Source organism: Roseivivax lentus (genome assembly GCF_900156805.1).
Taxonomy (GTDB): Bacteria; Pseudomonadota; Alphaproteobacteria; order Rhodobacterales; family Rhodobacteraceae; genus Roseivivax; species Roseivivax lentus.
Window position 1 is genome coordinate 123,512 of record NZ_FTOQ01000002.1, and the last position, 20,753, is coordinate 144,264.

Consider the following 20,753-nt stretch of genomic DNA (forward strand, 5'->3'; position numbering starts at 1 on the left):
AACGATGCCGCAACAAATTGCGTCTGTAAAGCAATGTTGTGGCTTATTTAGTTCCGAACATGCGGTCGCCCGCATCGCCGAGGCCGGGCACGATATAGCCTTTCTCGTTCAGCCGCTCGTCCAGCGCGGCGGTCACCACGGGCACGTCCGGATGCGCCTCGGCCATGCGCCGGACACCTTCGGGCGCCGCCAGAAGGCAGAGGAAGCGGACATTGGTGGCGCCCGCCTTCTTCAGCATGTCGATCGCCGCCACCGAGCTGTTGCCGGTCGCCAGCATCGGATCGACGGCGATGGTCATGCGGTCGGCCAGCCCCTCGGGGACCTTGAAGTAGTATTCCACGGGCTCCAGCGTCTCCTCGTCGCGATACAGCCCGACGAAGCCGACCCGCGCCGAGGGCACAAGCTCGAGCACACCGTCGAGCAGGCCGTTGCCCGCCCGCAGGATCGAGATCAGCGCCAGTTTCTTGCCGGCGAGCACCGGCGCGTCCATCTGCTGGATCGGGGTCTCGATGCGCTTCGTGGTCATCGGCAGATCGGCGGTGATCTCGTAGGCCAGAAGCTGCGAAATTTCGCGCAGGAGCTGCCGGAACACGGCGGTGGAGGTGTCCTTCTCGCGCATCAGCGTGAGCTTGTGCTGCACCAGCGGGTGTTCGACGATACGGAGCGTCGCGGGCATCTCGGTCATGGGGCCTCCAGGCGGTCTGCGATTTTCTTTTTCGTGTCGGCATCGCAGAAGGCATGGGCCAGCGCGGTGCGGTTGAGGGCGCCGAATTCCTCCTCGTCCCAGTCGAAGGTCCGGGCGAGGTTGAGGTATTCGTCGCGCATGGTGGTGTGAAAGAAGGGCGGATCGTCGCTCGAGACAGTGATGGGCACCCCGGCGCGGCGCAGCCTTTCGATGGGATGCGCGCCGAGCCTTTCATAGACGCCGAGCGCCACGTTCGAGCCTGGACAAAGCTCGAGGCAGATGCCCGCCTCGGCGAGCCGGTCCACGAGGGCCGGGTCCTCGGCGGCGCGCACGCCGTGGCCGATGCGGTGAACCCCGAGATCGTCCAGCGCCGATCTGACCTCGGAGGGGCCGCGCCATTCGCCCGCATGCACTGTCAGTCGCAACCCGGCTTCGCGCGCCATGTCGAAACTGTAGGCGAAATCCTTGAGCGCGCCCGCGTTCTCGTCCCCGCCCATGCCGTAGCCGGTGATGAAATCGCCCGCGGTCTCGGCGGCGCAGCGGCTGGCCAGCCTGGCCTTGTCGGGGCCGAAATGGCGCACGCAGGTGACGACGCCGCGCAGGGTCACGCCCATGTCGCGCTCGGCCCGTTCGGCGGCGTCGCGGATCGCGTGCAGGTATTCGTGCCACGCGCCGAGATCGCCGCCGCCGCAGAAATCGGGCGACAGGAACGACTCGACATAGACGACGCCGTTCCTCGCACATTCCTCCAGAAGGGCGGTGGTCAGGCGGGCGTAATCCTCGGGGCTTTGCAGGACCGAGGTCGCGGCCTCGTAGGTCCGCAGGAACCGTTCGAACCCGGCGAAGGCGTAGCCGCCGCGTGCGTCGAACACGCCCGAGAGGTTGACGGATTTCTCCTGCGCGAGGCCGCGGATGAAGGCGGGCGGGGCCGCGCCCTCGTGGTGCAGGTGCAGCTCGACCTTGGGCATGTCCGCGATCGCGGCGAGGCTTTCTTCGGTGTGGGGCATGTCTTGGTGCCTCATGGGCGGGACCTTCCGGGGCCTGAGGAGGGAATGCCGAGGTGATCCGCGATCATGGCAGCGACATCGGCGAAGGCGATCTGGCCGAGCGTGCCCGCGCCGCGCCCGGCCATCAGCACCGGCACCCGTTCGCGGGTGTGATCGGTGCCGATCCAGGTCGGATCGTTGCCGTGATCGGCGGTCAGGCAGATGAGGTCGCCGTCACGCAGCTTCGGCAGCAGCCGCCCGATCCCGGCATCGAACCATTCGAGCGCGCGGGCATAGCCCGACACGTCGCGGCGATGGCCCCAGAGGCTGTCGAACTCGACGAAATTGGCGAAGGTCAGGCTGCCCTCGGGCTGGCTGTCGATGGCGTCCGAGAGATGCGCCATCAGCGTGGCGTCGTCGCCCTTGCGAACCTCGTCGATGCCGGTCATCGACAGGATGTCGCCGATCTTGCCGATGGCCAGAACATGCCGGCCCGCCGCTTGCGCCCAATCGGTCAGGATGGGCTGCGGCGGGGCGATGGCGTAGTCGCGCCGGTTGGGCGTGCGGCGGAAGGCGCCGGGGCTGCCGAGGAAGGGCCGCGCGATCACCCGTCCGACGCGCATCTCGTGCAGCATGGGCGCCAGGCCTTCGCACAGCGCCAGCAGCCGGTCCAGGCCGAAGACCTCCTCATGCGCGGCGATCTGGAAGACGCTGTCGGCGGAGGTGTAGCAGATCGGCCAGCCGGTCTTCAGGTGCTCGGCGCCGAAACGGTCGAGCATGACCGTGCCCGATCCGTGGCAATTGCCGAGGATCCCGTCCGTACCGGCGAGATCGCAGACCGCGCGGGTCACGGCCTCGGGGAAGGCGGGGACGGTGACGGGGAAATAATGCCACTCCCAGGGCACGGGCCGGCCCGAAAGCTCCCAATGGCCCGATGGCGTGTCCTTGCCGTGCGAGATTTCCGTCGCGGCGCCCCAGAGACCTTGGGGCGTCGCATCGAGACCCGGCGCGGGCGTGCCGCAGGCCAGTTTGACCGCCGCCCCCAGCCCGAGACGGTCGAGATGCGGCATGTGGAGGGGCCCGGTGCGCCCGTCCTCGGCGCGCCCGGCGGCGCAGGCCTCGGCGATGTGCAGCACCGTGTTCGCCCCGGTATCGGGCGTGCCGTCATTGAAGAACTCTGCCGCATCCGGCGCGCCGCCGATGCCGACGGAATCCATCACGACAAGAAAGGCACGCGTCATCGGGACCTGCTTCGGAAGGGGCGTTGCATGCGGGGTATCGCGCGGGCGCGGCTTGGGCAAGCGCCGAGGGCGCGTGTCACGCGAGGCCGAGCGTGTCGATCAGCAGCGGCGCGGGCGAAGGCGGCGTGCCGTCCTCGACCAGCGTGATCGCGGCGAGGCAGGACGCGGCGGCGCGGTCGGCATCCTCGATCCGCGCGGCATGGATGCGCAGAAGCGGCTGGCCGCGCGCGACGGGCGTGCCGACGCCCGCCACATCGGTCAGCCCGACGGCGGGGTCGACAGGATCGCTTTCCACCCGGCGGCCGCCGCCAAGGCCCACGACCGCGCGGCCCAGCGCCTCGCCGTCGATGGCCGCCACATGGCCCGAGACCGGGGCGGGCACTTCGCGGATCACCGTCGCTTCGGGCAGGAAGCGGGCGGGCGTCTCGACGAAGCCGAGGGGGCCGCCCTGGGCATAGATCATCCGGCCCATCGCCTCGGTCGCGCGGCCATCGGCAAGGGTCGCCCGGATCGCGGCGCGCCCGGCCTCGACGTCCGCCGCAAGGCCCGCGCGCACCAGAAGCGCGGCACCCAGCTCTGCGCTCAGCGCGGCAAGGCGGCTGTCTGCGGGGGCCTTGCCGTGCAGGACGCGCATCGCCTCGGCGACCTCCACCGCATTGCCGAGCGCGGGGGCCACGGGGGTGTTCATGTCGGTCAGGCAGGCCACGGTCGGGCATCCGGCATCGTTGGCGGTGGTCACCAGCGAACGAGCCAGCGCGCGGGCCTCCTCGGCGGTCTTCATGAAGGCGCCCGATCCGACCTTCACGTCGAGAACGAGCCCTTCCAGCCCGGCGGCGAGCTTCTTCGACAGGATCGAGGCGGTGATGAGGTCGGTCGAGGCGACCGTGCCGGTGACGTCGCGCACCGCGTAAAGCCGCGCATCGGCAGGCGCGATGTCGGCGGAGGCGCCGACGATGGCGCAGCCCGCCTCGGCCACGACGCGGGCAAAGGCTTCGCCCGAGAGCGCGGTGCGGAAGCCGGGGATCGCGTCGAGCTTGTCGAGCGTGCCGCCCGTATGGCCCAGCCCGCGCCCGGAGATCATCGGCACATAGACCCCGAGGGCTGCGAGGGCGGGGGCGAGGACGAGGCTCACGCAATCGCCAACGCCGCCGGTGGAATGCTTGTCGAGCACCGGTCCCGGCAGGTCCCAGTGCAGCTTGCGGCCCGAATCGCGCATCGCGAGCGTCAGCGCCGTGCGGCCCGCATCGCCGAGCCCGCCGAGGCAGACCGCCATGGCGAAGGCGCCCGCCTGGGCATCGGACACCGCGCCGTCGGCGAGGCCTTGGGCGAAGGCGCTCAGCGCTTCGGCGTCGGGCTCATGGCCCCGGCGCATGGCATCCAGCAGCTCGGCGGGATGCATCAGGACTTGTCCATATGGTCCGTGGAGAAGGCCCCGGGCAGCAGGTCGCCGACCCGGGTCCGCGTCTCGTTGCCGTCGAGCGTGGCCAGGATGACCGGCACGTCCGGGCCCGCGAATTCGGCGATCTTCTGGCGGCAGCCGCCGCAGGGCGGCACCGGCGCCGGGCTGTCCGCGACGACGTAGATCTCGGCGATCCCGGTCTCGCCCGCCGCGACCATCGCCGCGATGGCGCCGGCCTCGGCGCAGGTGCCCTCGGGATAGGCCACGTTCTCGACGTTGCAGCCCGCATGGATCGCACCCGACGGCGTCCGCAGCGCGGCGCCCACCTGGAAGCCGGAATAGGGCGCATAGGCGTTGCGGCGGACATCGAGCGCGGCTTGGCGAAGGGACATGGCGCCTCCTGGCATTGGGATCGTGCGGCACCGGTTGCGGCGCGCGGGACCGACAGAGTGTCGCCTCGGCCTGTCATGCGCAAGCGGCAAGCGCGGGAGGCGCGCGGAGTTTCGCGGCGGTGTCGCATGCGGCTTCCGGTCGCAGAGAAAACCGGATAGCTCTGGCCCGAACGTCATGAGAGGGGAGGCGCATCATGTCCGATCAACCCAAGGAGTCGCAGCGGCAGCTCGCGCTCGATTACCACGAGTTTCCGAAGCCCGGTAAGCTCGAGATCCGGGCCATGAAGCCGCTGGCCAACGGTCGCGATCTGGCGCGCGCCTACAGCCCCGGCGTGGCCGAGGCCTGCCTCGAGATCAGGGACAATCCCGCCGACGCCTCGCGCTACACCGCCCGCGGCAACCTCGTGGCAGTGGTCACCAACGGCACCGCCGTACTGGGCCTCGGCAATATCGGGGCGCTCGCCTCGAAGCCGGTGATGGAGGGCAAGGCGGTCCTGTTCAAGAAATTCGCGGGCATCGACTGCTTCGATATCGAGCTGAACGAGCGCGATCCCGAAAAGCTGGCCGAGATCGTCTGCGCGCTCGAGCCGACTTTCGGGGCGATCAACCTCGAGGACATCAAGGCCCCCGATTGCTTCGTCGTCGAGGAGATCTGCCGCCAGCGGATGAACATCCCGGTCTTTCACGACGATCAGCACGGCACCGCCATCGTGGTGGGCGCGGCGACGGTCAACGCGCTCAAGATCGCCGGGAAGCGTTTCGAGGATATCAAGATCGTCTCCACCGGCGGCGGCGCGGCGGGGATCGCCTGTCTGAACATGCTGCAGAAACTCGGGGTGAAGCGCGAGAATGTCTGGCTCTGCGACATCGAGGGGCTGGTCTACGAGGGCCGCGAGGCGGATATGAGCCCGCAGAAGGCGGCTTACGCGCAGGGCACGGAGCCGAAGTCGCTCGACGATGTGATCGCGGGGGCGGACATGTTCCTCGGGCTGTCGGGGCCCAACGTGCTGAAGCCCGAGATGGTCAAGAAGATGGCCGATCCGCCGATCATCTTCGCGCTGGCCAACCCCAATCCCGAGATCATGCCGGATCTCGCCCGCGAGGTGGCCCCCGATGCGATCATCGCCACCGGGCGGTCGGATTTCCCGAACCAGGTCAACAACGTGCTGTGTTTCCCGTTCATCTTCCGCGGCGCGCTCGATGTCGGCGCGACGACGATCAACGACGAGATGAAGATCGCCTGCGTCGAGGGGATCGCGGCGATGGCGCGGGCCACGACGAGCGCCGAGGCGGCGGCGGCCTACAAGGGCGAAAGCCTGACCTTCGGGCGCGACTACCTGATCCCGAAGCCCTTCGATCCGCGTCTGTCGGCCACCGTGTCGGTCGCCGTGGCCGAAGCGGCGATGGAGTCGGGTGTGGCGACGCGGCCCATCGAGGACATGGAGGCTTACAAGGCCAAGCTGCGCGCCTCGGTCTTCCGCTCCTCGCTCATCATGCGGCCGGTCTTCGAGGCGGCGGCCACGGCGGAGCGCAAGATCGTCTTCGCCGAGGGCGAGGACGAGCGCGTCCTGCGCGCGGCCCAGGCCATCATCGAGGAAACGCCGGAGCAGCCGATCCTGATCGGCCGGCCCGAGGTCATCAACGCGCGCTGCGAACGGCTGGGACTGGACATCCGGCCCGAGCGCGACTTCAACATCGTGAACCCGGAAAACGATCCGCGCTACCGCGATTACTGGACCACCTATCACGAGGTGATGGCGCGGCGCGGCGTGACGCCGGATCTGGCCCGCGCGATCATGCGCACGAACACCACCGCCATCGCGGCGATCATGGTTCATCGCGGCGAGGCCGACAGCATGATCTGCGGCACGTTCGGGGAATATCGCTGGCATCTCAACTACATCAACCAGGTGCTTGAGACCGGCGGGCTGCACAGCCAGGCCGCGCTGTCGCTGATGATCCTCGAAGAAGGTCCTCTGTTCATCGCCGACACCCATGTCCACACCGCGCCGTCGCCCGAGCAGATCGCCGAGACCGTGGTCAGCGCCGCGCGGCACGTGCGCCGGTTCGGGCAGGAGCCCATCATCGCGCTCTGTTCGCAGTCGCAATTCGGCAACCAGTCGAGCGAGGCCGCCGACCGGATGCGTGCGGCGCTGGCGCTGCTGGATGCCGAGGCGCGGGACTTCTGCTACGAGGGCGAGATGAGCGTGGAAGCGGCACTCGACCCCGAGCTGCGCACGCGGCTGCTGCCGTCGAACCGGATGCAGGGCAAGGCGAACGTGCTGGTCTTCGCCCATGCGGATGCGGCGTCGGGCGTGCGCAACATCCTCAAGATGAAGGCGCAGGGGCTCGAAGTGGGGCCGATCCTGATGGGGATGGGCAACCGGGCGCATATCGTGACGCCGTCGATCACCGCGCGGGGGCTTCTGAACATGGCGGCGCTGGCGGGGACGCCGGTGTCGAAATACGGGTGACGTTTCTTGAGGCAAGTTTTGGGGCACTTGCCGCCTCACGCTGAAAAATGCGCGGGAGGGCCAGGTGCGTCCTGTCAGGCGGTGCGTCAGTTTCCGGAGGGCGCGTCTGATTGCAGAGCTCTTGGCGCGGAAACAAGGCAGCTTGCTGCCGCCGCGCCAGCGCCGGTCCGGCCGCACCGGACTGGCGCTTTGGTGACGTGGGCGCGCGGTTCGACCGGTGCGATGACCTGACGAAATAAAGCGCGCAAATCAGTCGAAGCTGCGCCACTCCGCCGGACCGGCGCTGGCGCAGCTCATTTCCTGTGGCGGCTTAGGACACTTCCTCAGGAAAGTGCTTCATCACCAATCGGATCGGGTTCGGCGCCGCCTGCCCAAGCCCGCAGATCGAGGCGTCGACCATGGCCTGGCTCAGCTCTTCCAGGAGCCCCGTATCCCAGCGATCCGCCTGCATCAGCTTCACGGCCTTTTCGCAGCCCACCCGGCAGGGTGTGCATTGCCCGCAGCTTTCATCCTCGAAAAAGCGCAGCATGTTGAGCGCCGCGTCCCGCGCGCGGTCCTGGTCCGACAGCACCACCACCGCCGCCGAGCCGATGAACGACCCATGCGGCTGCAGCGTGTCGAAATCGAGCGGCACGTCGTCGAGCGTCGCGGGCAGCAGCCCCGAGGACGGGCCGCCCGGCTGGTAGGCCTTGAAGACATGCCCCGCGGCCATGCCGCCCGCGGCCTCGATGATGTCGGTGATGGTCGAGCCCGCGGGCAGCAGATAGACCCCCGGCTGCGCCACCCGGCCCGACACCGAATAGGAGCGCAGGCCCTTGCGCCCGTTCTTTTCCACCGACGACAGCACTTCCGGCCCCTCGCGGCAGACCCGCGCGACCCAGTGCAGCGTCTCGACATTGTGCACCAGCGTGGGCCGCCCGAAGACGCCGACCTGCGCCACGTAGGGCGGGCGGTGGCGGGGCAGGCCGCGCTTGCCCTCGATCGATTCGATCATCGCGCTTTCCTCGCCGCAGATATAGGCCCCCGCGCCGCGGCGCAGCTCGATATGGCCCGGTGCCGCGATCCCGGCCTCCTCGAGCGCGGCGATCTCGCGGCGCAGGATCTCCAGCACGGCGGGATATTCGTCGCGCATGTAGAGATAGATGCGCTCGGAGTCCACGGCCCAGGCGGCGATCAGCATGCCCTCGAGGAAGAGATGCGGCGTCCGTTCGAGGTAATAGCGGTCCTTGAAGGTGCCGGGTTCGCCCTCGTCGCCGTTCACGGCGAGGTAGCGGGGCCCGGCATTGGCGCGCACAAAGCCCCATTTCTTGCCCGAGGGGAAACCCGCGCCGCCGAGCCCGCGCAGGCCTGAGGCCAGAACCTTGTCCTGCACCGCTTCCCAATCGCCGCTTTCGCGCAATTGGGCGAGCGTGGCGTAGCCGCCCTCCGCGCGATAGGCGGCGAGCGTCTCGTAATCGGGGATATGCGCGTGGGTCTCGCCCGCCGCGATGGCCGCGCGCACCTTCTCGGGCGTGGCGTGGTCGATGTGGTTGTGGTCGAGCTCCAGCACCGGGGCGGTGTCGCAGCGGCCCATGCAGGGCGCGCGCAGCACGCGCACCTCTGCGGGATCGAGCCCGTCCTCGAGCGCGGCGCGCAGCGCCTCGGCCCCGGCGAGTTCGCAGGAAAGCGAATCGCAGACCCGGATGGTAAGCGCCGGCGGCGGCGTCTCGCCTTCCTTCACGACGTCGAAATGGGCGTAGAAGGATGCGACCTCGTAGACCTCGACCTGCGCGAGCCGCATCTCGTCCCCGAGCGCGCGCAGATGCGCCGCCGAGAGGTGCCCGAAGCGGTCCTGGATGCGGTGCAGATGCTCGATCAGCAGATCGCGCCGCCGCGGCGCATCGCCGAGCAGCGCCTGCACCTCGGCGAGCGCCGTGTCGTCGAGCGGCCGGCCCTTCGGCACCGGGCGGCCCTTGCCCTTGCCGGATTTCCAGACGCCTTTGCCGTTATCGAGCGCCATGGCCCACTCCTGTCGCGATGTTCCCTGTCCCGCTTCTACGCGACAAAACCCGGCGGGGTCAGGTGCCAAACGGCGCATTTTTTGCCCGATGCGACCTCTGGCCGCCGCGAAGAGGCCTTAGAGCGGACGGATTTCCGCGCTATGACCGGAGACCAAGGCGAAAGACGGGATGTCGGACGGGCAAGGACCATGGCGCGGTTTACCATCATCACCCTGACGGGCGCGGCACTGCTGGCCCTCGGCCTCTGGCAGGGCGGCGCCTGGGCCGGGGCGGGGTTGTTCTACATCACGGTCTTCACTTTCTTCATGGACAAGATCGCGGCGCTGGCGGCACCCGACGCGCCCGAGGGCACGGAGTTTCCGGCGGGGCATGGATTGTCGGTCCTGCTCGGGGTTTTGCATTTCCCGCTGCTTTACGGCGGCGCGGCGGTGATCGCGTCGGGCCTGCATGGCGTCGCACCGAGCGTCTTGTTGTTCTTCGGCCTCGCGCTTTTTCTCGGGCAGGTGTCCAATTCCAACGCGCATGAGCTGATCCACCGCGCGGGCCGCGCGCCCCGGCGGCTGGGCGTCGCGGTCTATGTGAGCCTGCTTTTCGGCCATCACGCCTCGGCGCATCCGCGCGTGCATCACGTCCATGCGGCGACCGACCGCGACCCGAATTCGGCGCGGCTGGGCGAGGGGTTCTGGCATTTCGCGGCACGGGCCTGGCGCGGGTCCTTCCGCGAGGGGCTTCGGGCGGAAAGCGCGCTGCGCGCGACCGCGCGGCGGGGGCTGCATCCCTACGCGGTCTATGGCGCGGGCGCGCTGGCCTCGCTTGGCGCGGTGGCGTTGCTCCTCGGCCCTGCGGGCCTCCTCGTCTATGCGGGCCTTTGCCTTTACGCGCAGCTGCAGCTTCTCCTGTCGGATTACGTGCAGCATTACGGGCTGCGCCGCGCCGCGACGGGACCGGGCAAGGCCGCGCCGATCGGGCCGGCCCATAGCTGGAACGCGCCGCAGGGGTTTTCGTCGGGGCTGATGCTGAACGCGCCGCGCCATTCGGACCATCACGCCCATCCCGGGCGGGCCTATCCGGGCCTCAGGCTCGACCGGGCGGAGATGCCGATCCTGCCCTATGCCCTGCCGGTGATGGCGGTCATCGCGCTGGTGCCGCCGCTCTGGCGCCGGGTCATGGACCGGCGTGCGCGGCAATGGGCCGAGCCCGCGCGCCGCGCTGCCTGAGACCTTTCGCCCGGGGCGGCGCCATGGCACTCTGCCGGGCATGTTGCGCGCCCATATAACCCCCCGGATCCTCGCAATTTGCCTTGCCTGCGTCGCGGGCCCGCCCGCCTTGGCCCAGGGCGGTGCGCCGATGGATGCGGAGGCCTTCGAGGCCTACACGGAAGGCAAGACGCTGACCTTCTCCGAAAGCGGCGTGCCCTACGGGATCGAGCGCTATCTGCCGAACCGGCGGGTGCGCTGGTCCTTTCTCGATGGCCAGTGCAAGGACGGGCTGTGGTATCCCGAGGGCGACCGCATCTGCTTCATCTACGAGGACAACCTGACCCCGCAATGCTGGCGCTTCTACCGTGAAGGGACCGGCCTGCGGGCGATCTTCGGAGACGAGGCCGGAGGAACCGAGCTTTACGAAGCGGGCGAGGAGGCCGAGATGACCTGCCTCGGGCCCGATATCGGGGTCTGACCCGACGCGTCGATCTGCGTTTTCTGGAAAGGTGAGGCGGGGGCGGGGCGCGTCTGACCCGGCGATCGCGCTTGCGGGCCCGGTGGGGCCTGCGCGCTCAGGGGTTGCGGTAGACCGCGCAGAGGCAGCCCGCTTGCCGCAGCCGGTCGCAGAGCCGGCCCGCTGCGCGCCCGTCCGGGGCCCCGAGCCGCGCCATGTAGAAGCCCTTCCGCCCCGAGACGCGGTTCTTCACGAAAACGAGGTCCAGCGGCGCGCTGCTCGCCGCGGCCCTGCATTGGCGCGTGCGGCGGTCGAAGGCGGCGCGGGCCGCGTCCGGATCGGACCCGAAGGCCACCTGCACGCCCCAGGGCGCATGATCGGGCGCGGGCGGCGGATAGGCCGTGAGGCGGCGGTTTCGGGCGAGGTCGTGGCAGGCGGCGCGGAAGCCGATCCCCGCCTGCAGCGCGAAATCGGGCTCGGGGGGCGGCGCGTCCCGCCAGGTCTCGGCGCTGAGGCCGGTGATGATGGCGACATACTGGATCGTTTCGCGCGCGAGCCCGCCGGTTCGGGCGACCAGCCCCTCGGCCCGGGCCTCGCCGCCGTTATAGGCGATGGCGGCGAGGCCGGGATTGCCGAAGCGGCGGACCAGCTCGCCCAGGTATTCGGCGGAATGTTCGAGCGCGCGGGCGGGGTTGAAGCTGTCCGACAATCCGCGCCGCGCGGCCGTCGAGTCGATGAACTGCGCGATGCCGCGCGCCGCGGCGGGCGAGACCGCGTTGGGATCGAAACGGCTTTCCTGCCAGATGAGCCGGGCGAAGAAATGCGGATCGAGCCCGTGGCGGCCGGCGAAGACCTCGATCGCCTGGCAGGTATCGTGCACGAAATGTGCGGGCCGGATGCATTGCACCGCCGTCCATTTCCCCGCGCTGCAAAGCGTGCCGGGCGGGCGCAGGGGATCGGCCCCGGCGGTCTGGGCGGCAAGCGCGAGAAGCGCGCAGGCAAGGGCACGAAGCGGGCGTCGCATGACCCCAAGTCTAAGGCGGGCCGGGCCGGGTCGGTCAATCGCCCTTTTCCTTGGCGGGCCGAGGGGATAGGGAGTCGGGGTCTTTCCTACCCATGGCGTCGGGAGTGCGGATGTCCTTTTTCGGCAAGCTGAAATCGAAGCTGTTCAAATCCTCGTCGAAGCTCGAGGAAGGGTTGGACGCGATCGTGGACGAGGGCGGCGCGGTTGAGGAGCGTGCGCCGGAGACGGAGCGCGCGCCGGAGCCACCGGAGTCTCCGGCCGCCGACGAGACCCAGGCCGATGCGGCAGCGGCCGGTGACGGCGCCCCGGGAGAAGATGCGGGAGCACCGGAGACGGAGGCAGACCGGGCGGCAGATGTGGCGCCCGAGCCCGCGCGGGAGCCGTCTGCGGCGCCGGAGCCGGAGCAGGAACCCGAGCCGGAGCCGGAGCCCGAGAAGGGGGCAGCAGCGGAATCCAGGCCCGAACCCACGCCCGCGCCAGAAGCCGCCGCGAAGCCCGCGCCCGAACCGGCGCGCCGCCCCGAAGCTGAAGCCGCGCCCGCCTCCCAGCCCGCTGCCGAGACGCTCAAACCGCTCGACATGCCCCCGCCCGACATCGCCGATCCCGCGCCCGAAGCGCAGGGCGGCGGCGTGCTCTCGCGGCTTTTCGGGCGCAAGACCGGTCCCGCCGAGGTCAAGCGCGTCCTCGATGACGACATGGTCGAAAGCCTCGAGGAGCTGTTGATCAGCGCCGATATGGGCGTCGAGACCGCGCTGCGCGTCACCGCCAACATGGCCGAGGGCCGCATGGGCCGCCGTCTGTCCGCGCGCGAGATCAAGGAGCTTCTGGCCTCCGAGATCGCCCGCATCATGGAGCCGGTGGCCAAACCGCTGCCGCTTTATCCGACGAAGCCGCAGGTCGTGCTTGTGGTCGGCGTGAACGGCTCGGGCAAGACCACCACCATCGGCAAGCTCGCGAGCCAGTTCCGCGCCGCCGGCAAGAAGGTGGTGATCGCCGCGGGCGACACGTTCCGCGCCGCGGCGGTCGAACAGCTGCAAATCTGGGGCGACCGCGCGGGCGTGCCGGTCCTGACCGCGCCCGAGGGCTCTGACCCGGCGAGCCTCGCCTTCGACGCGATGACCAAGGCGCAGGCGGACGGCGCGGATCTCCTGATGATCGACACCGCGGGCCGGCTGCAGAACCGCGCCGACCTGATGGAGGAGCTGGCGAAGATCGTCCGCGTCATCCGCAAGAAAGACCCCGACGCGCCGCACAACACGCTCCTGGTGCTCGACGCCACCACCGGCCAGAACGCATTGAGCCAGGTCGAGACCTTCCAGAAGCTCGCCGATGTCTCGGGCCTGGTGATGACCAAGCTCGACGGTACCGCCAAGGGCGGCGTTCTCGTGGCGCTTGCCGACCGGTTCGGCCTGCCCATCCACGCGATCGGCGTGGGCGAGCAGATCGACGATCTGGCCCCCTTCGACCCCGAGGAATTCGCCGCCGCGCTGACCGGCCTTGCCCGATGAGCCATACCGGCTGTCTTGCCTCTTGGACAAATACCGCCGGGGGTGAATTGGCCGCAGGCCAAGAGGGGGCAGCGCCCCCTTGCCCCGCCCGCCGCAGGCGCGAGACCCCGGCATGATGGACTATGTCCTGTCGCTCGACGGCACGCCCGCGGGCCACAAGGCCGCGCTCGTCCTTGCGCTGTCGGCCGCCTTCCTGCACGCGGTCTTCGGCGCGCTGCAGAAGGGCCGGCACGATCCGTGGCTCTCGCGCGGGGCGATCGACGCCTCCTACGGCGTGGTCGCGGCCCCGCTCGCGCTTTTCGTCGTGCCCTGGCCCGAGCCGCATATGTGGCTGATTTTCGCGGGCGTCTTCGTGATCCATCTGGGCTACAAGATCATGCAGGCGCTGGCCTATACCAAGGGCGCCTACACGGTGGTCTACCCGGTGGTGCGCGGCACCGGGCCGCTTTTCGCGGTGATCGGGGCGGGCATCGTCTTCGGCGAGACCTTCACCGGCACGCAATGGCTGGGGGTCTTGGTGCTGCTCGCGGGCATTTTCGGGCTCGCGGTCTACAACCTCATCTTCCTCGAGGCGGAGCGCGACACGCTCGGCATCGCGATGGTCTTCGCGGTCATTACCGGCTTTTTCGTGGCGCTCTACACCACATACGACGCCTACGGCATCCGGGCGACGGCCAACCCCTTCACCTTCCTCGCCTGGTTCTTCCTGATCGACAGCATCGCCATCCCGCCCTACGCCTATCTGCGCTGGAAGCGGATGGGCGCGGACCGCCCGGCCATCGGGCCGCTGGCCGCGCGCGGCGCGATCGGCGGCGTCGTCGCCTTCTTCTCCTTCGGCTCGATCATGATGGCGACCCGCCTCGACAGCGTCGGCGAGGCCGCCGTCCTGCGCGAAACCTCGACCGTCTTCGCCGCGATCATCGGCTGGCTGGTGCTGAAGGAAACCGTGGGTCCGCGCCGCATCGCGCTGATGACGCTGATCGCCGTCGGTGCGGTCATCGTTGAGATGGGCGGCTAGACGCCCCATATTCCCCCGGATACCCGATTGCCGGCACAGCCGAGCCCGACACCGACCGAACCTATCCCAATGCTGGAGGACACCGCCCCGATGGCCGCGCACCGAGAGATCTCACCGCTTCTGAAAACCGGGCTCGAACTGGGGCCGGTGCTCGGGTTCTTCGTGGCCTATCTCTGGCTCAAGGACCGGGTCTTCACCATCGGGGGCACCGAGTATGACGGCTTCATCATCGTCACCGCGGGGTTCATCCCGGTGATGCTGGCGGCCACCGGCCTGTTGTGGTGGCTGACCGGGCATCTGAGCCGGATGCAGGTGCTGACCGTGGTGCTGATCGTGATCTTCGGCGGGCTGTCGGTCTGGCTCAACGACGAGCGCTTCTTCAAGATGAAGCCGACGCTCATCTACCTCATTTTCGGGGGCATTCTCGGCATCGGGCTGCTGCGCGGGCAGAGCTACCTGCGCGTGGTGATGGAGGGGATGATCCCGCTCAATCCCGAGGGCTGGATGAAGCTGACCCGGCGGCTTTGCGCCTTCTTCTTCACACTGGCGGTGCTGAACGAGATCGTGTGGCGCAGCATGTCGACCGAGACCTGGGTCTATTTCAAGACCTTCGGGCTGACCGCCGCGCTGTTCCTGTTCTTCATGTCGCAAAGCGCGCTTTTCCGCGATCATTCGCTCGAAGAGAAGGGCTGACCGCCCCGCCGTCCCGCGCGGTGCGGGGCCCGCTCCGCCGGGCCGCGCCGCGCCTTGCCGGGCCATCGGGGCAGTCGCCGGGCTGGACAGTCGCCCGGCGCGGCTTACTGTCCGCCCCGGACAACATGCCCAAGAGGGAGGCTTCATGGACGCTTTCGGAAAAAGCCAGCCGGTGCGGCGGCGCGAAGATCTGCGCCTTCTGACGGGTGCGGGACGCTATACCGACGACACCGCCCCCGAGGGTGCGCTTTACGGCTATTTCCTGCGCGCGCCCGTGGCGCATGGGCGGATCACCGGCATCGACACCGAGGAGGCCGCGGCGAGCCCCGGCGTCCGGCTGATCCTGACCGCACGGGACCTGGCCGAGGCGGGCGTGACCGAGGGACTGTTCACCGTGATGGTCAAGAACCGCGACGGCAGCCCCGGCATCGCGCCCCGCCGTCCGATCCTCGCCGAGGACAAGGTGCGCTTTGTCGGCGAGCCCGTCGCGCTGATCGTGGCCGAGACGCTGGATCAGGCCAAGGACGCGGCGGAACTCGTGATGCTCGATATCGAGGACCTGCCCGTGCATGTGGAGATCGCCGGGGCCGGCGACGGGGGCAGGGACGGGGACGGGGCCGTGGAGAGCCCGGTCCACGTCGAGGCGCCCGACAATCTCTGCGTCGATTTCGCGCTCGGCGACGAGGCGGCGACCGAGGCCGCTTTCGCAGAGGCCGCGCATGTGGTCACGCTGGAGGTGCCGGATCACAAGATCATCGCCAATGCGCTCGAAGGGCGGGCCTTCTCGGCGGCCTGGGTGGACGGGCGTCTGCACGTCACCATGTCGAGCCAGGGCGTCTGGACGCACAAGAGCCAGATCGCCAAGGTGCTGGGCCTGCCCGAGGACGCGGTGCATGTGGTGACCGAGGATGTGGGCGGCGGCTTCGGCATGAAGACGATGGTCTATCCCGAATATTTCGCCATCGCGCAGGCGGCGCGGCACCTGGGCGGCGCGGTGCGCTGGGCGGCGGAGCGCGGCGAGGGCATGCTGTCGGACAATATGGGCCGCGACTTGGTCTCGACCGCGTCGCTGGCCTTCGATGCCGATCTGCGGATCACCGGCTACCGCGTGGACACGCGGTTCAACCTAGGTGCCTATGCCAGCCAGTTCGGCCCGCTGATGCAGACGCAGCTCTTCAGCCGGGTGCTGACCGGGGTCTATGACATCCCGGCCGCGCATCTGCGCAGCCGGGCCTATTTCACCAATACCTGCCAGGTCGACGCCTATCGCGGCGCGGGCCGCCCCGAGGCGATCTACGTGCTGGAGCGGCTGATGGACCGCGCGGCGCGCGAGTTGGGCATCGCGCCGGACGCGCTCCGGCGGCGCAATTTCATCCCGCCCGAGGCCTTTCCCTACAAGACCGTGGGCGGCGAGACCTACGATGTGGGCGCCTTCGCGCGGGTGCTGGATCACGGCGCCGCCGCCGCCGATTGGGACGGGTTCGAGGCCCGCCGCGCGGCCTCCGAGGCGCGGGGAAGGCTGCGCGGGCGGGGCCTGTGCTATTACATCGAAGCCATTCTGGGCGCGCCCGACGAAGGCGTGCGGGTCGCGTTCGAGCCGGATGGCGGGGCGGCGATCTATGTCGGCACGCAATCGAACGGGCAGGGCCACGAGACGGTCTTCGCGCAATTCCTGTCGGACCAGACCGGCATCCCGGTCGAGCGGATTCGCGTGGTTCAGGGGGATTCGGACCTGATCGCGTCGGGCGGCGGCACCGGCGGGTCGCGGTCGGTGACGGTGCAGACCAACGTGACGCTGAAGGCGGTGGCAGAGCTCGTCGGCGCGTTCCGCGCTTTCCTCGCCGAGGAGGCCGGGGTCACGGCCGAGGAGGTGGTCTTTGACGACACGCATTTCCGCGTCGCCGGCACCAACGCCACCCATTCCATGCTGGACGTGGCCGAGATGGCCCGCAAGGCCGGGCGCGACGACCTTTTGAGCGTCGCCGCCCATGACAAGCTGGCCGCGCGGTCCTTCCCCAATGGCTGTCACCTGGTGGAGGTGGAGGTCGATCCCGAGACCGGCACGGTCACGCTCGACCGCTATACGGTGGTCGACGATTTCGGCAATCTCATCAACCCGATGCTGGTCGAGGGCCAGGTCCATGGCGGCATCGCGCAGGGCGTGGGTCAGGTGCTGATGGAGCGGGTCGTCTACGACGAGACCGGCCAGCTTCTGACCGCTTCATTCATGGATTACGCGATGCCGCGCGCAAACGATCTGCCGTTCTTCCACTTCGAGACGCAGCCGGTTCCCTCCACCTCGAACCCGATGGGCATGAAGGGGTGCGGCGAGGCGGGCACGGTGGGCGCCATGGCCGCGGTCGCCAACGCGGTGCAGGACGCGCTCTGGGGGCAGGGCGTGCGGCAGGCCGACATGCCCTTTACCCCGCACCGCGTCTGGGAGATGCTGGCCGAAGCCCGCATCGCCGCCGGATAGGCGCGGCGGAAAAATCAAGCCCAAAGATCACGCTTTTGCGAACGGACTACAAACTGTGACTTTCATACCCATATATTTATCAGGATCGCGGGCACGGAACGCCCGCGACACCTTCACTGTCCCTCGTTCCGTTACTGGCGTTCGGGCCTCTGCCCGGACGCCTTTTTCGTGCCCTGCAGGCGCGCAAGCCCCGCGCGGGCAGGTGTCGCCATGACCCCCGGCGATGCAGATCTGCGCCGCATCCTGCGCCGCACCCGCGTGATCGCGATGGTGGGTGTCTCCGCCAACCCGATCCGTCCCAGCAATTATGTCGGGCGCTACCTGTCGCTGCGCGGCTTCGACATCCGCCCGGTCAATCCCGGCCTCGCGGGGCAGATGCTGTTCGGCAACCCCATCGCCGCGTCGCTCTCCGAGATCGACGCCGAGGTGGACATGGTCGACATCTTCCGCCGCTCCGATGCGGTGCCGGAGATCGTCGACGAGGCGCTCGCGGTGCTGCCGCATCTGAAGACGGTCTGGATGCAGATCGGTGTCACCCATGAAGAGGCCGCCGCCAAGGCGCGGGCCCGGGGCCTCGACGTGGTGCAGAACCGATGCCCGAAGATCGAGAACCAGCGCCTCTTCGGCGAGTTGCGCATGGGGGGATTTGCGACCGGTGTCATCTCCTCGCGCCTCTGAGGCGCCGATGGGCGCGCGTCCGGCCCGGCCCTGCGGAGCCTGCGTCGCGCGGGAGGGCCGGCGGCGCAGGGGGCCAGCCCCCTCTTCGGGCCCATGGCCCGAATTCACCTCTGGCGGTTTTCCGGAAAGATGAAGATGCAAGGCGGGGACAGGCGCGACGGCGCTCCGCGGGTCGCGGTGATCGGGGCGGGAATCGTGGGCGTCTCCACGGCGCTCTGGCTCGGGCGGTTCGGTGCGGAGGTCACGCTGATCGACCGCGCGGCCCCCGGGGCGGGGGCCTCGGCGGGCAATGCGGGCGTTCTCGCAGCCTCGGCGGTGCGGCCCTCGCTCGATCGGGCGGCGTTGCGGGCGGCGCCGGGGATGCTTTTCGATCGCGACGCGCCGCTGTTCCTGCGCTGGTCCTATCTGCCGCGGCTGCTGCCGTGGCTGGCGCGCGCCCTGCGCCATGTGGGCGAGGCGGAGGTCGGGCGCATCTCGGACGCGCTCGGTCATCTGGTGACCGATGCGGTCGCCGCGCATGAGGCCGCAGCCCGGGGCACAGCGGCGGCGCGGTATCTGCAGCGGTCGGATTACGTCTACGGCTTTCGCGACGCGGCGGCCTTTGCGGAGGCCGGTCCGGCGCTGGCCGTCAAGGCCGCGGCGGGCTTTGCCCATGTGCGCCTGTCCGGCGCGGCGGTGCAGGAATACGACCCCGCGCTCGGCCCCGGACTGGGCGAGATCGCGGTGTTGGGCGCGCATGGCTTCATCACCGATCCCGAAGGCTACGTGGCGGCGCTGGCGGCGGGTTTCGAGGCCGAGGGCGGCAGGGTCCGGCGGGCGGAGGTGCGGGATCTGGCCTGCACCGGCGGCCGCATCACCGGCATCGTGCTCGACGGCGAGGTGCTCCCCTGCGATCACGCGGTGATCGCCATGGGTGCGGCCTCGGCGCGGCTCCTGAAGGCGGTGGGCCTGTCGCTGCCGCTGGAGACGGAGCGCGGCTATCACCTGCAATTGCGCGGCACCGGAGGGGCGCCGCGGCAGCCCGTCATGGTGGCCGAGGGACAGTTCGTCGCGACGCCGATGGCGAAGGGCGTGCGCCTTGCGGGCATTCTCGAACTGGGCGGGCTCGCGGCGGGGCCGTCACCCGCGCCGTTCGGCCTGCTGCGGCGGCTGGGCGCGCGGGCCTTTCCGGGGCTCGATTTCACTGACGCCGAGGAGTGGATGGGCCACCGGCCCGCCCTGCCCGACAGCCTGCCGCTCTTGGGGCAGGTGGGTGCGACGGGCGTCTGGGGCGCGGTCGGCCATCACCACGTGGGCCTGACCGGCGGGCCAAAATCGGGCCGGCTGCTGGCGGAGACGCTGATGGGGCGGCGGCCCAATCTCGATCTCGCGCCGTTTCGCGCGGAACGGTTCGCGCGGCCTTAGCCGCATTCCGCGATGCGGGTGGCAATATCCTCGATCAGCGTGGGATAGAGCGCGGCATCCTGCGGCAGGAACGCGCCCAGCATGTCGATCTCGGCCACGGCGATGTCCTGCCCGAGCGCATCGACGATGCGGGGATCGTATTGCGGCTCGACCAGGAGGCAGGTGCCGGGCGGCAGGGCGTCGCGCAGCTCGGCCATCCGGCGCGGGCTGGGCCGCGCGGCATCCGAGGGCGTGAGCGCACCCAGGATGGTCAGGCCGAAGGCATCCTCGAAGTAGTAGAACGCGTCGTGCAGCACGGCGAGCGGGCGGTCCGTGCCGTCCAGCCGCTCGGCGGCGCGATCCGACGCGGCGGCGATGGCGTCTTTCGCCGTCGCGGCATTGGCGCGGTAGGTCTCGGCCGCCTCGGGGTTCCGGGCGGTGAAAGCCTCGGCCATCGCGTCGAGCCAGAGCGTCGCGTTTTCCGGCGCGAGCCAGAGATGCGGATCGTAGGGGCCGTCATGGGAATGGCCGTGGCCATGCGCATCGGCGGCATAATCGTCATGCGCGGCCTCCGCGTGATCCTTGGCGTGATCGTGATCGTGGTCGTCTGCATGTCCGTGCGCGTCATTGTGCTCCGCGTCGTGGTCATGGTCGTCGCGCTTGGCGTCCTGCGCATGGTCATGATCGTCGTGATCGTCATGCCCGGCTGCGAAGATCGCCGTCTCCCGCGGCTCCAGAAGATGCGTGCCGGCAAGATCGGCGAGGGTGAGGCGCAGCGCGTCGCCAGACAGCGTCCCCAGCGCCTTTTCGAGGTTCGGCGTCAGCGCGGCGCCGATCCAGACGACCAGGTCGGCCTCCTGCAGCGCGCCTGCATCGCCGGGGCTCAGCGCGTGATCGTGCGGCGAGGCGCCGGGCGGCAGCAGCGTGACGACCTGCCCGTCCGCACCGAGCACCATCTCCGCAAGGGCCGCGACGGGCGGGATGTCGGCCACGACGCGCAGCGGATCGGCGGCGGTGGCGACTGGGGAAAGGCCAAGGCCGAGGCAGAGCGTGAGGATCTTTCGCATGGCAAGTCCGTTATAAGATAACATATCTTCGGCTTGCTAACGTGTATGGTATAACATATCAAGTCGAAAATTC

General features: G+C 69.5%; 17 protein-coding genes. 9 read left to right on the plus strand and 8 right to left on the minus strand.

Annotated features, from left to right (window positions below):
• Positions 1-43 precede the first annotated feature (43 nt).
• From upp to BW990_RS04175, 5 genes are all read right to left on the minus strand, one after another.
• A complete protein-coding gene (gene upp / locus BW990_RS04155) occupies positions 44-676 on the minus strand; it encodes a uracil phosphoribosyltransferase (RefSeq protein ID WP_076446328.1) in 633 nt (210 codons plus the stop codon).
• 5 nt (positions 677-681) lie between these two features.
• Complete coding sequence (locus BW990_RS04160; RefSeq protein ID WP_143526074.1) at positions 682-1,692, minus strand: adenosine deaminase; 1,011 nt, start codon at positions 1,690-1,692, stop codon at positions 682-684.
• A gap of 11 nt (positions 1,693-1,703) precedes the next feature.
• Complete coding sequence (locus BW990_RS04165) at positions 1,704-2,912, minus strand: phosphopentomutase (protein ID WP_076445364.1); 1,209 nt, start codon at positions 2,910-2,912, stop codon at positions 1,704-1,706.
• A gap of 76 nt (positions 2,913-2,988) precedes the next feature.
• Entirely contained in the window at positions 2,989-4,311 is a 1,323-nt protein-coding gene (locus tag BW990_RS04170) for a thymidine phosphorylase (protein ID WP_076445365.1), read from the minus strand.
• The gene (locus BW990_RS04175) at positions 4,311-4,703 is read right to left on the minus strand and encodes a cytidine deaminase (RefSeq protein ID WP_234990159.1); all 393 of its coding nucleotides are present in this window, start codon (positions 4,701-4,703) and stop codon (positions 4,311-4,313) included. The genes BW990_RS04170 and BW990_RS04175 overlap by 1 nt, the downstream gene beginning before the upstream one ends.
• Positions 4,704-4,897: 194 nt before the next feature.
• On the opposite strand from BW990_RS04175, the gene BW990_RS04180 reads away from it, so the two are divergent.
• Complete coding sequence (locus tag BW990_RS04180; protein ID WP_076445368.1) at positions 4,898-7,177, plus strand: NADP-dependent malic enzyme; 2,280 nt, start codon at positions 4,898-4,900, stop codon at positions 7,175-7,177.
• 310 nt (positions 7,178-7,487) lie between these two features.
• Here the strand turns inward: BW990_RS04180 and BW990_RS04185 are convergent, their stop codons facing one another.
• Positions 7,488-9,176 (minus strand): NAD(P)H-dependent oxidoreductase subunit E, encoded by a 1,689-nt coding sequence (locus BW990_RS04185; RefSeq protein ID WP_076445370.1) that lies wholly within the window; start codon positions 9,174-9,176, stop codon positions 7,488-7,490.
• Between the two features lie 189 nt (positions 9,177-9,365).
• On the opposite strand from BW990_RS04185, the gene BW990_RS04190 reads away from it, so the two are divergent.
• A complete protein-coding gene (locus tag BW990_RS04190) occupies positions 9,366-10,394 on the plus strand; it encodes an alkane 1-monooxygenase (RefSeq protein WP_076445372.1) in 1,029 nt (342 codons plus the stop codon).
• A gap of 40 nt (positions 10,395-10,434) precedes the next feature.
• Positions 10,435-10,854, plus strand: coding sequence for a hypothetical protein (locus BW990_RS04195; protein ID WP_076446330.1), 420 nt, complete (start codon positions 10,435-10,437; stop codon positions 10,852-10,854).
• A 97-nt stretch (positions 10,855-10,951) separates the two neighbouring features.
• On the opposite strand, the gene BW990_RS04200 is transcribed toward BW990_RS04195, so the two are convergent.
• Positions 10,952-11,857 carry a lytic transglycosylase domain-containing protein gene (locus BW990_RS04200; protein ID WP_076445373.1) on the minus strand — a complete coding sequence of 302 codons (906 nt, stop codon included), beginning with the start codon at positions 11,855-11,857 and terminating at the stop codon, positions 10,952-10,954.
• A gap of 110 nt (positions 11,858-11,967) precedes the next feature.
• Between BW990_RS04200 and ftsY the strand changes: the two genes are divergently transcribed.
• The 6 genes from ftsY to BW990_RS04230 all read left to right on the plus strand — a co-directional run bounded on the left by ftsY (position 11,968) and on the right by BW990_RS04230 (position 19,634).
• Positions 11,968-13,365 (plus strand): signal recognition particle-docking protein FtsY, encoded by a 1,398-nt coding sequence (gene ftsY, locus BW990_RS04205; RefSeq protein WP_076445375.1) that lies wholly within the window; start codon positions 11,968-11,970, stop codon positions 13,363-13,365.
• 112 nt (positions 13,366-13,477) lie between these two features.
• Positions 13,478-14,383 carry a DMT family transporter gene (locus BW990_RS04210; protein ID WP_076445377.1) on the plus strand — a complete coding sequence of 302 codons (906 nt, stop codon included), beginning with the start codon at positions 13,478-13,480 and terminating at the stop codon, positions 14,381-14,383.
• Between the two features lie 90 nt (positions 14,384-14,473).
• Positions 14,474-15,076 carry an inner membrane-spanning protein YciB gene (locus BW990_RS04215; RefSeq protein ID WP_076445379.1) on the plus strand — a complete coding sequence of 201 codons (603 nt, stop codon included), beginning with the start codon at positions 14,474-14,476 and terminating at the stop codon, positions 15,074-15,076.
• Positions 15,077-15,221: 145 nt separating this feature from the next.
• On the plus strand, positions 15,222-17,552 hold the full coding sequence (locus tag BW990_RS04220; protein WP_076445381.1) for a xanthine dehydrogenase family protein molybdopterin-binding subunit: 2,331 nt from the start codon (positions 15,222-15,224) through the stop codon (positions 17,550-17,552).
• Between the two features lie 210 nt (positions 17,553-17,762).
• Entirely contained in the window at positions 17,763-18,230 is a 468-nt protein-coding gene (locus BW990_RS04225; protein WP_076445383.1) for a CoA-binding protein, read from the plus strand.
• 129 nt (positions 18,231-18,359) lie between these two features.
• Positions 18,360-19,634: an NAD(P)/FAD-dependent oxidoreductase gene (locus BW990_RS04230; protein ID WP_234990160.1), complete on the plus strand. Its 1,275-nt coding sequence runs from the start codon at positions 18,360-18,362 to the stop codon at positions 19,632-19,634.
• On the opposite strand, the gene BW990_RS04235 is transcribed toward BW990_RS04230, so the two are convergent.
• Positions 19,631-20,680 carry a zinc ABC transporter substrate-binding protein gene (locus tag BW990_RS04235; RefSeq protein WP_076445387.1) on the minus strand — a complete coding sequence of 350 codons (1,050 nt, stop codon included), beginning with the start codon at positions 20,678-20,680 and terminating at the stop codon, positions 19,631-19,633. The genes BW990_RS04230 and BW990_RS04235 overlap by 4 nt on opposite strands.
• Positions 20,681-20,753 lie beyond the last annotated feature (73 nt).

Coding starts and splice junctions, on each gene's coding strand:
- BW990_RS04185 (WP_076445370.1), bottom strand. CDS start 9,176: ATGGCGCTCGATAACGGCAAAGGCGTCTGGAAATCCGGCAAGGGCAAG.
- BW990_RS04160 (WP_143526074.1), bottom strand. CDS start 1,692: ATGCCCCACACCGAAGAAAGCCTCGCCGCGATCGCGGACATGCCCAAG.
- BW990_RS04200 (WP_076445373.1), bottom strand. CDS start 11,857: ATGCGACGCCCGCTTCGTGCCCTTGCCTGCGCGCTTCTCGCGCTTGCC.
- BW990_RS04230 (WP_234990160.1), top strand. CDS start 18,360: ATGAAGATGCAAGGCGGGGACAGGCGCGACGGCGCTCCGCGGGTCGCG.
- BW990_RS04175 (WP_234990159.1), bottom strand. CDS start 4,703: ATGTCCCTTCGCCAAGCCGCGCTCGATGTCCGCCGCAACGCCTATGCG.
- BW990_RS04235 (WP_076445387.1), bottom strand. CDS start 20,680: ATGCGAAAGATCCTCACGCTCTGCCTCGGCCTTGGCCTTTCCCCAGTC.
- ftsY (WP_076445375.1), top strand. CDS start 11,968: ATGTCCTTTTTCGGCAAGCTGAAATCGAAGCTGTTCAAATCCTCGTCG.
- upp (WP_076446328.1), bottom strand. CDS start 676: ATGCCCGCGACGCTCCGTATCGTCGAACACCCGCTGGTGCAGCACAAG.
- BW990_RS04220 (WP_076445381.1), top strand. CDS start 15,222: ATGGACGCTTTCGGAAAAAGCCAGCCGGTGCGGCGGCGCGAAGATCTG.
- BW990_RS04210 (WP_076445377.1), top strand. CDS start 13,478: ATGATGGACTATGTCCTGTCGCTCGACGGCACGCCCGCGGGCCACAAG.
- BW990_RS04195 (WP_076446330.1), top strand. CDS start 10,435: ATGTTGCGCGCCCATATAACCCCCCGGATCCTCGCAATTTGCCTTGCC.
- BW990_RS04190 (WP_076445372.1), top strand. CDS start 9,366: ATGGCGCGGTTTACCATCATCACCCTGACGGGCGCGGCACTGCTGGCC.
- BW990_RS04215 (WP_076445379.1), top strand. CDS start 14,474: ATGGCCGCGCACCGAGAGATCTCACCGCTTCTGAAAACCGGGCTCGAA.
- BW990_RS04225 (WP_076445383.1), top strand. CDS start 17,763: ATGACCCCCGGCGATGCAGATCTGCGCCGCATCCTGCGCCGCACCCGC.
- BW990_RS04165 (WP_076445364.1), bottom strand. CDS start 2,912: ATGACGCGTGCCTTTCTTGTCGTGATGGATTCCGTCGGCATCGGCGGC.
- BW990_RS04180 (WP_076445368.1), top strand. CDS start 4,898: ATGTCCGATCAACCCAAGGAGTCGCAGCGGCAGCTCGCGCTCGATTAC.
- BW990_RS04170 (WP_076445365.1), bottom strand. CDS start 4,311: ATGCATCCCGCCGAGCTGCTGGATGCCATGCGCCGGGGCCATGAGCCC.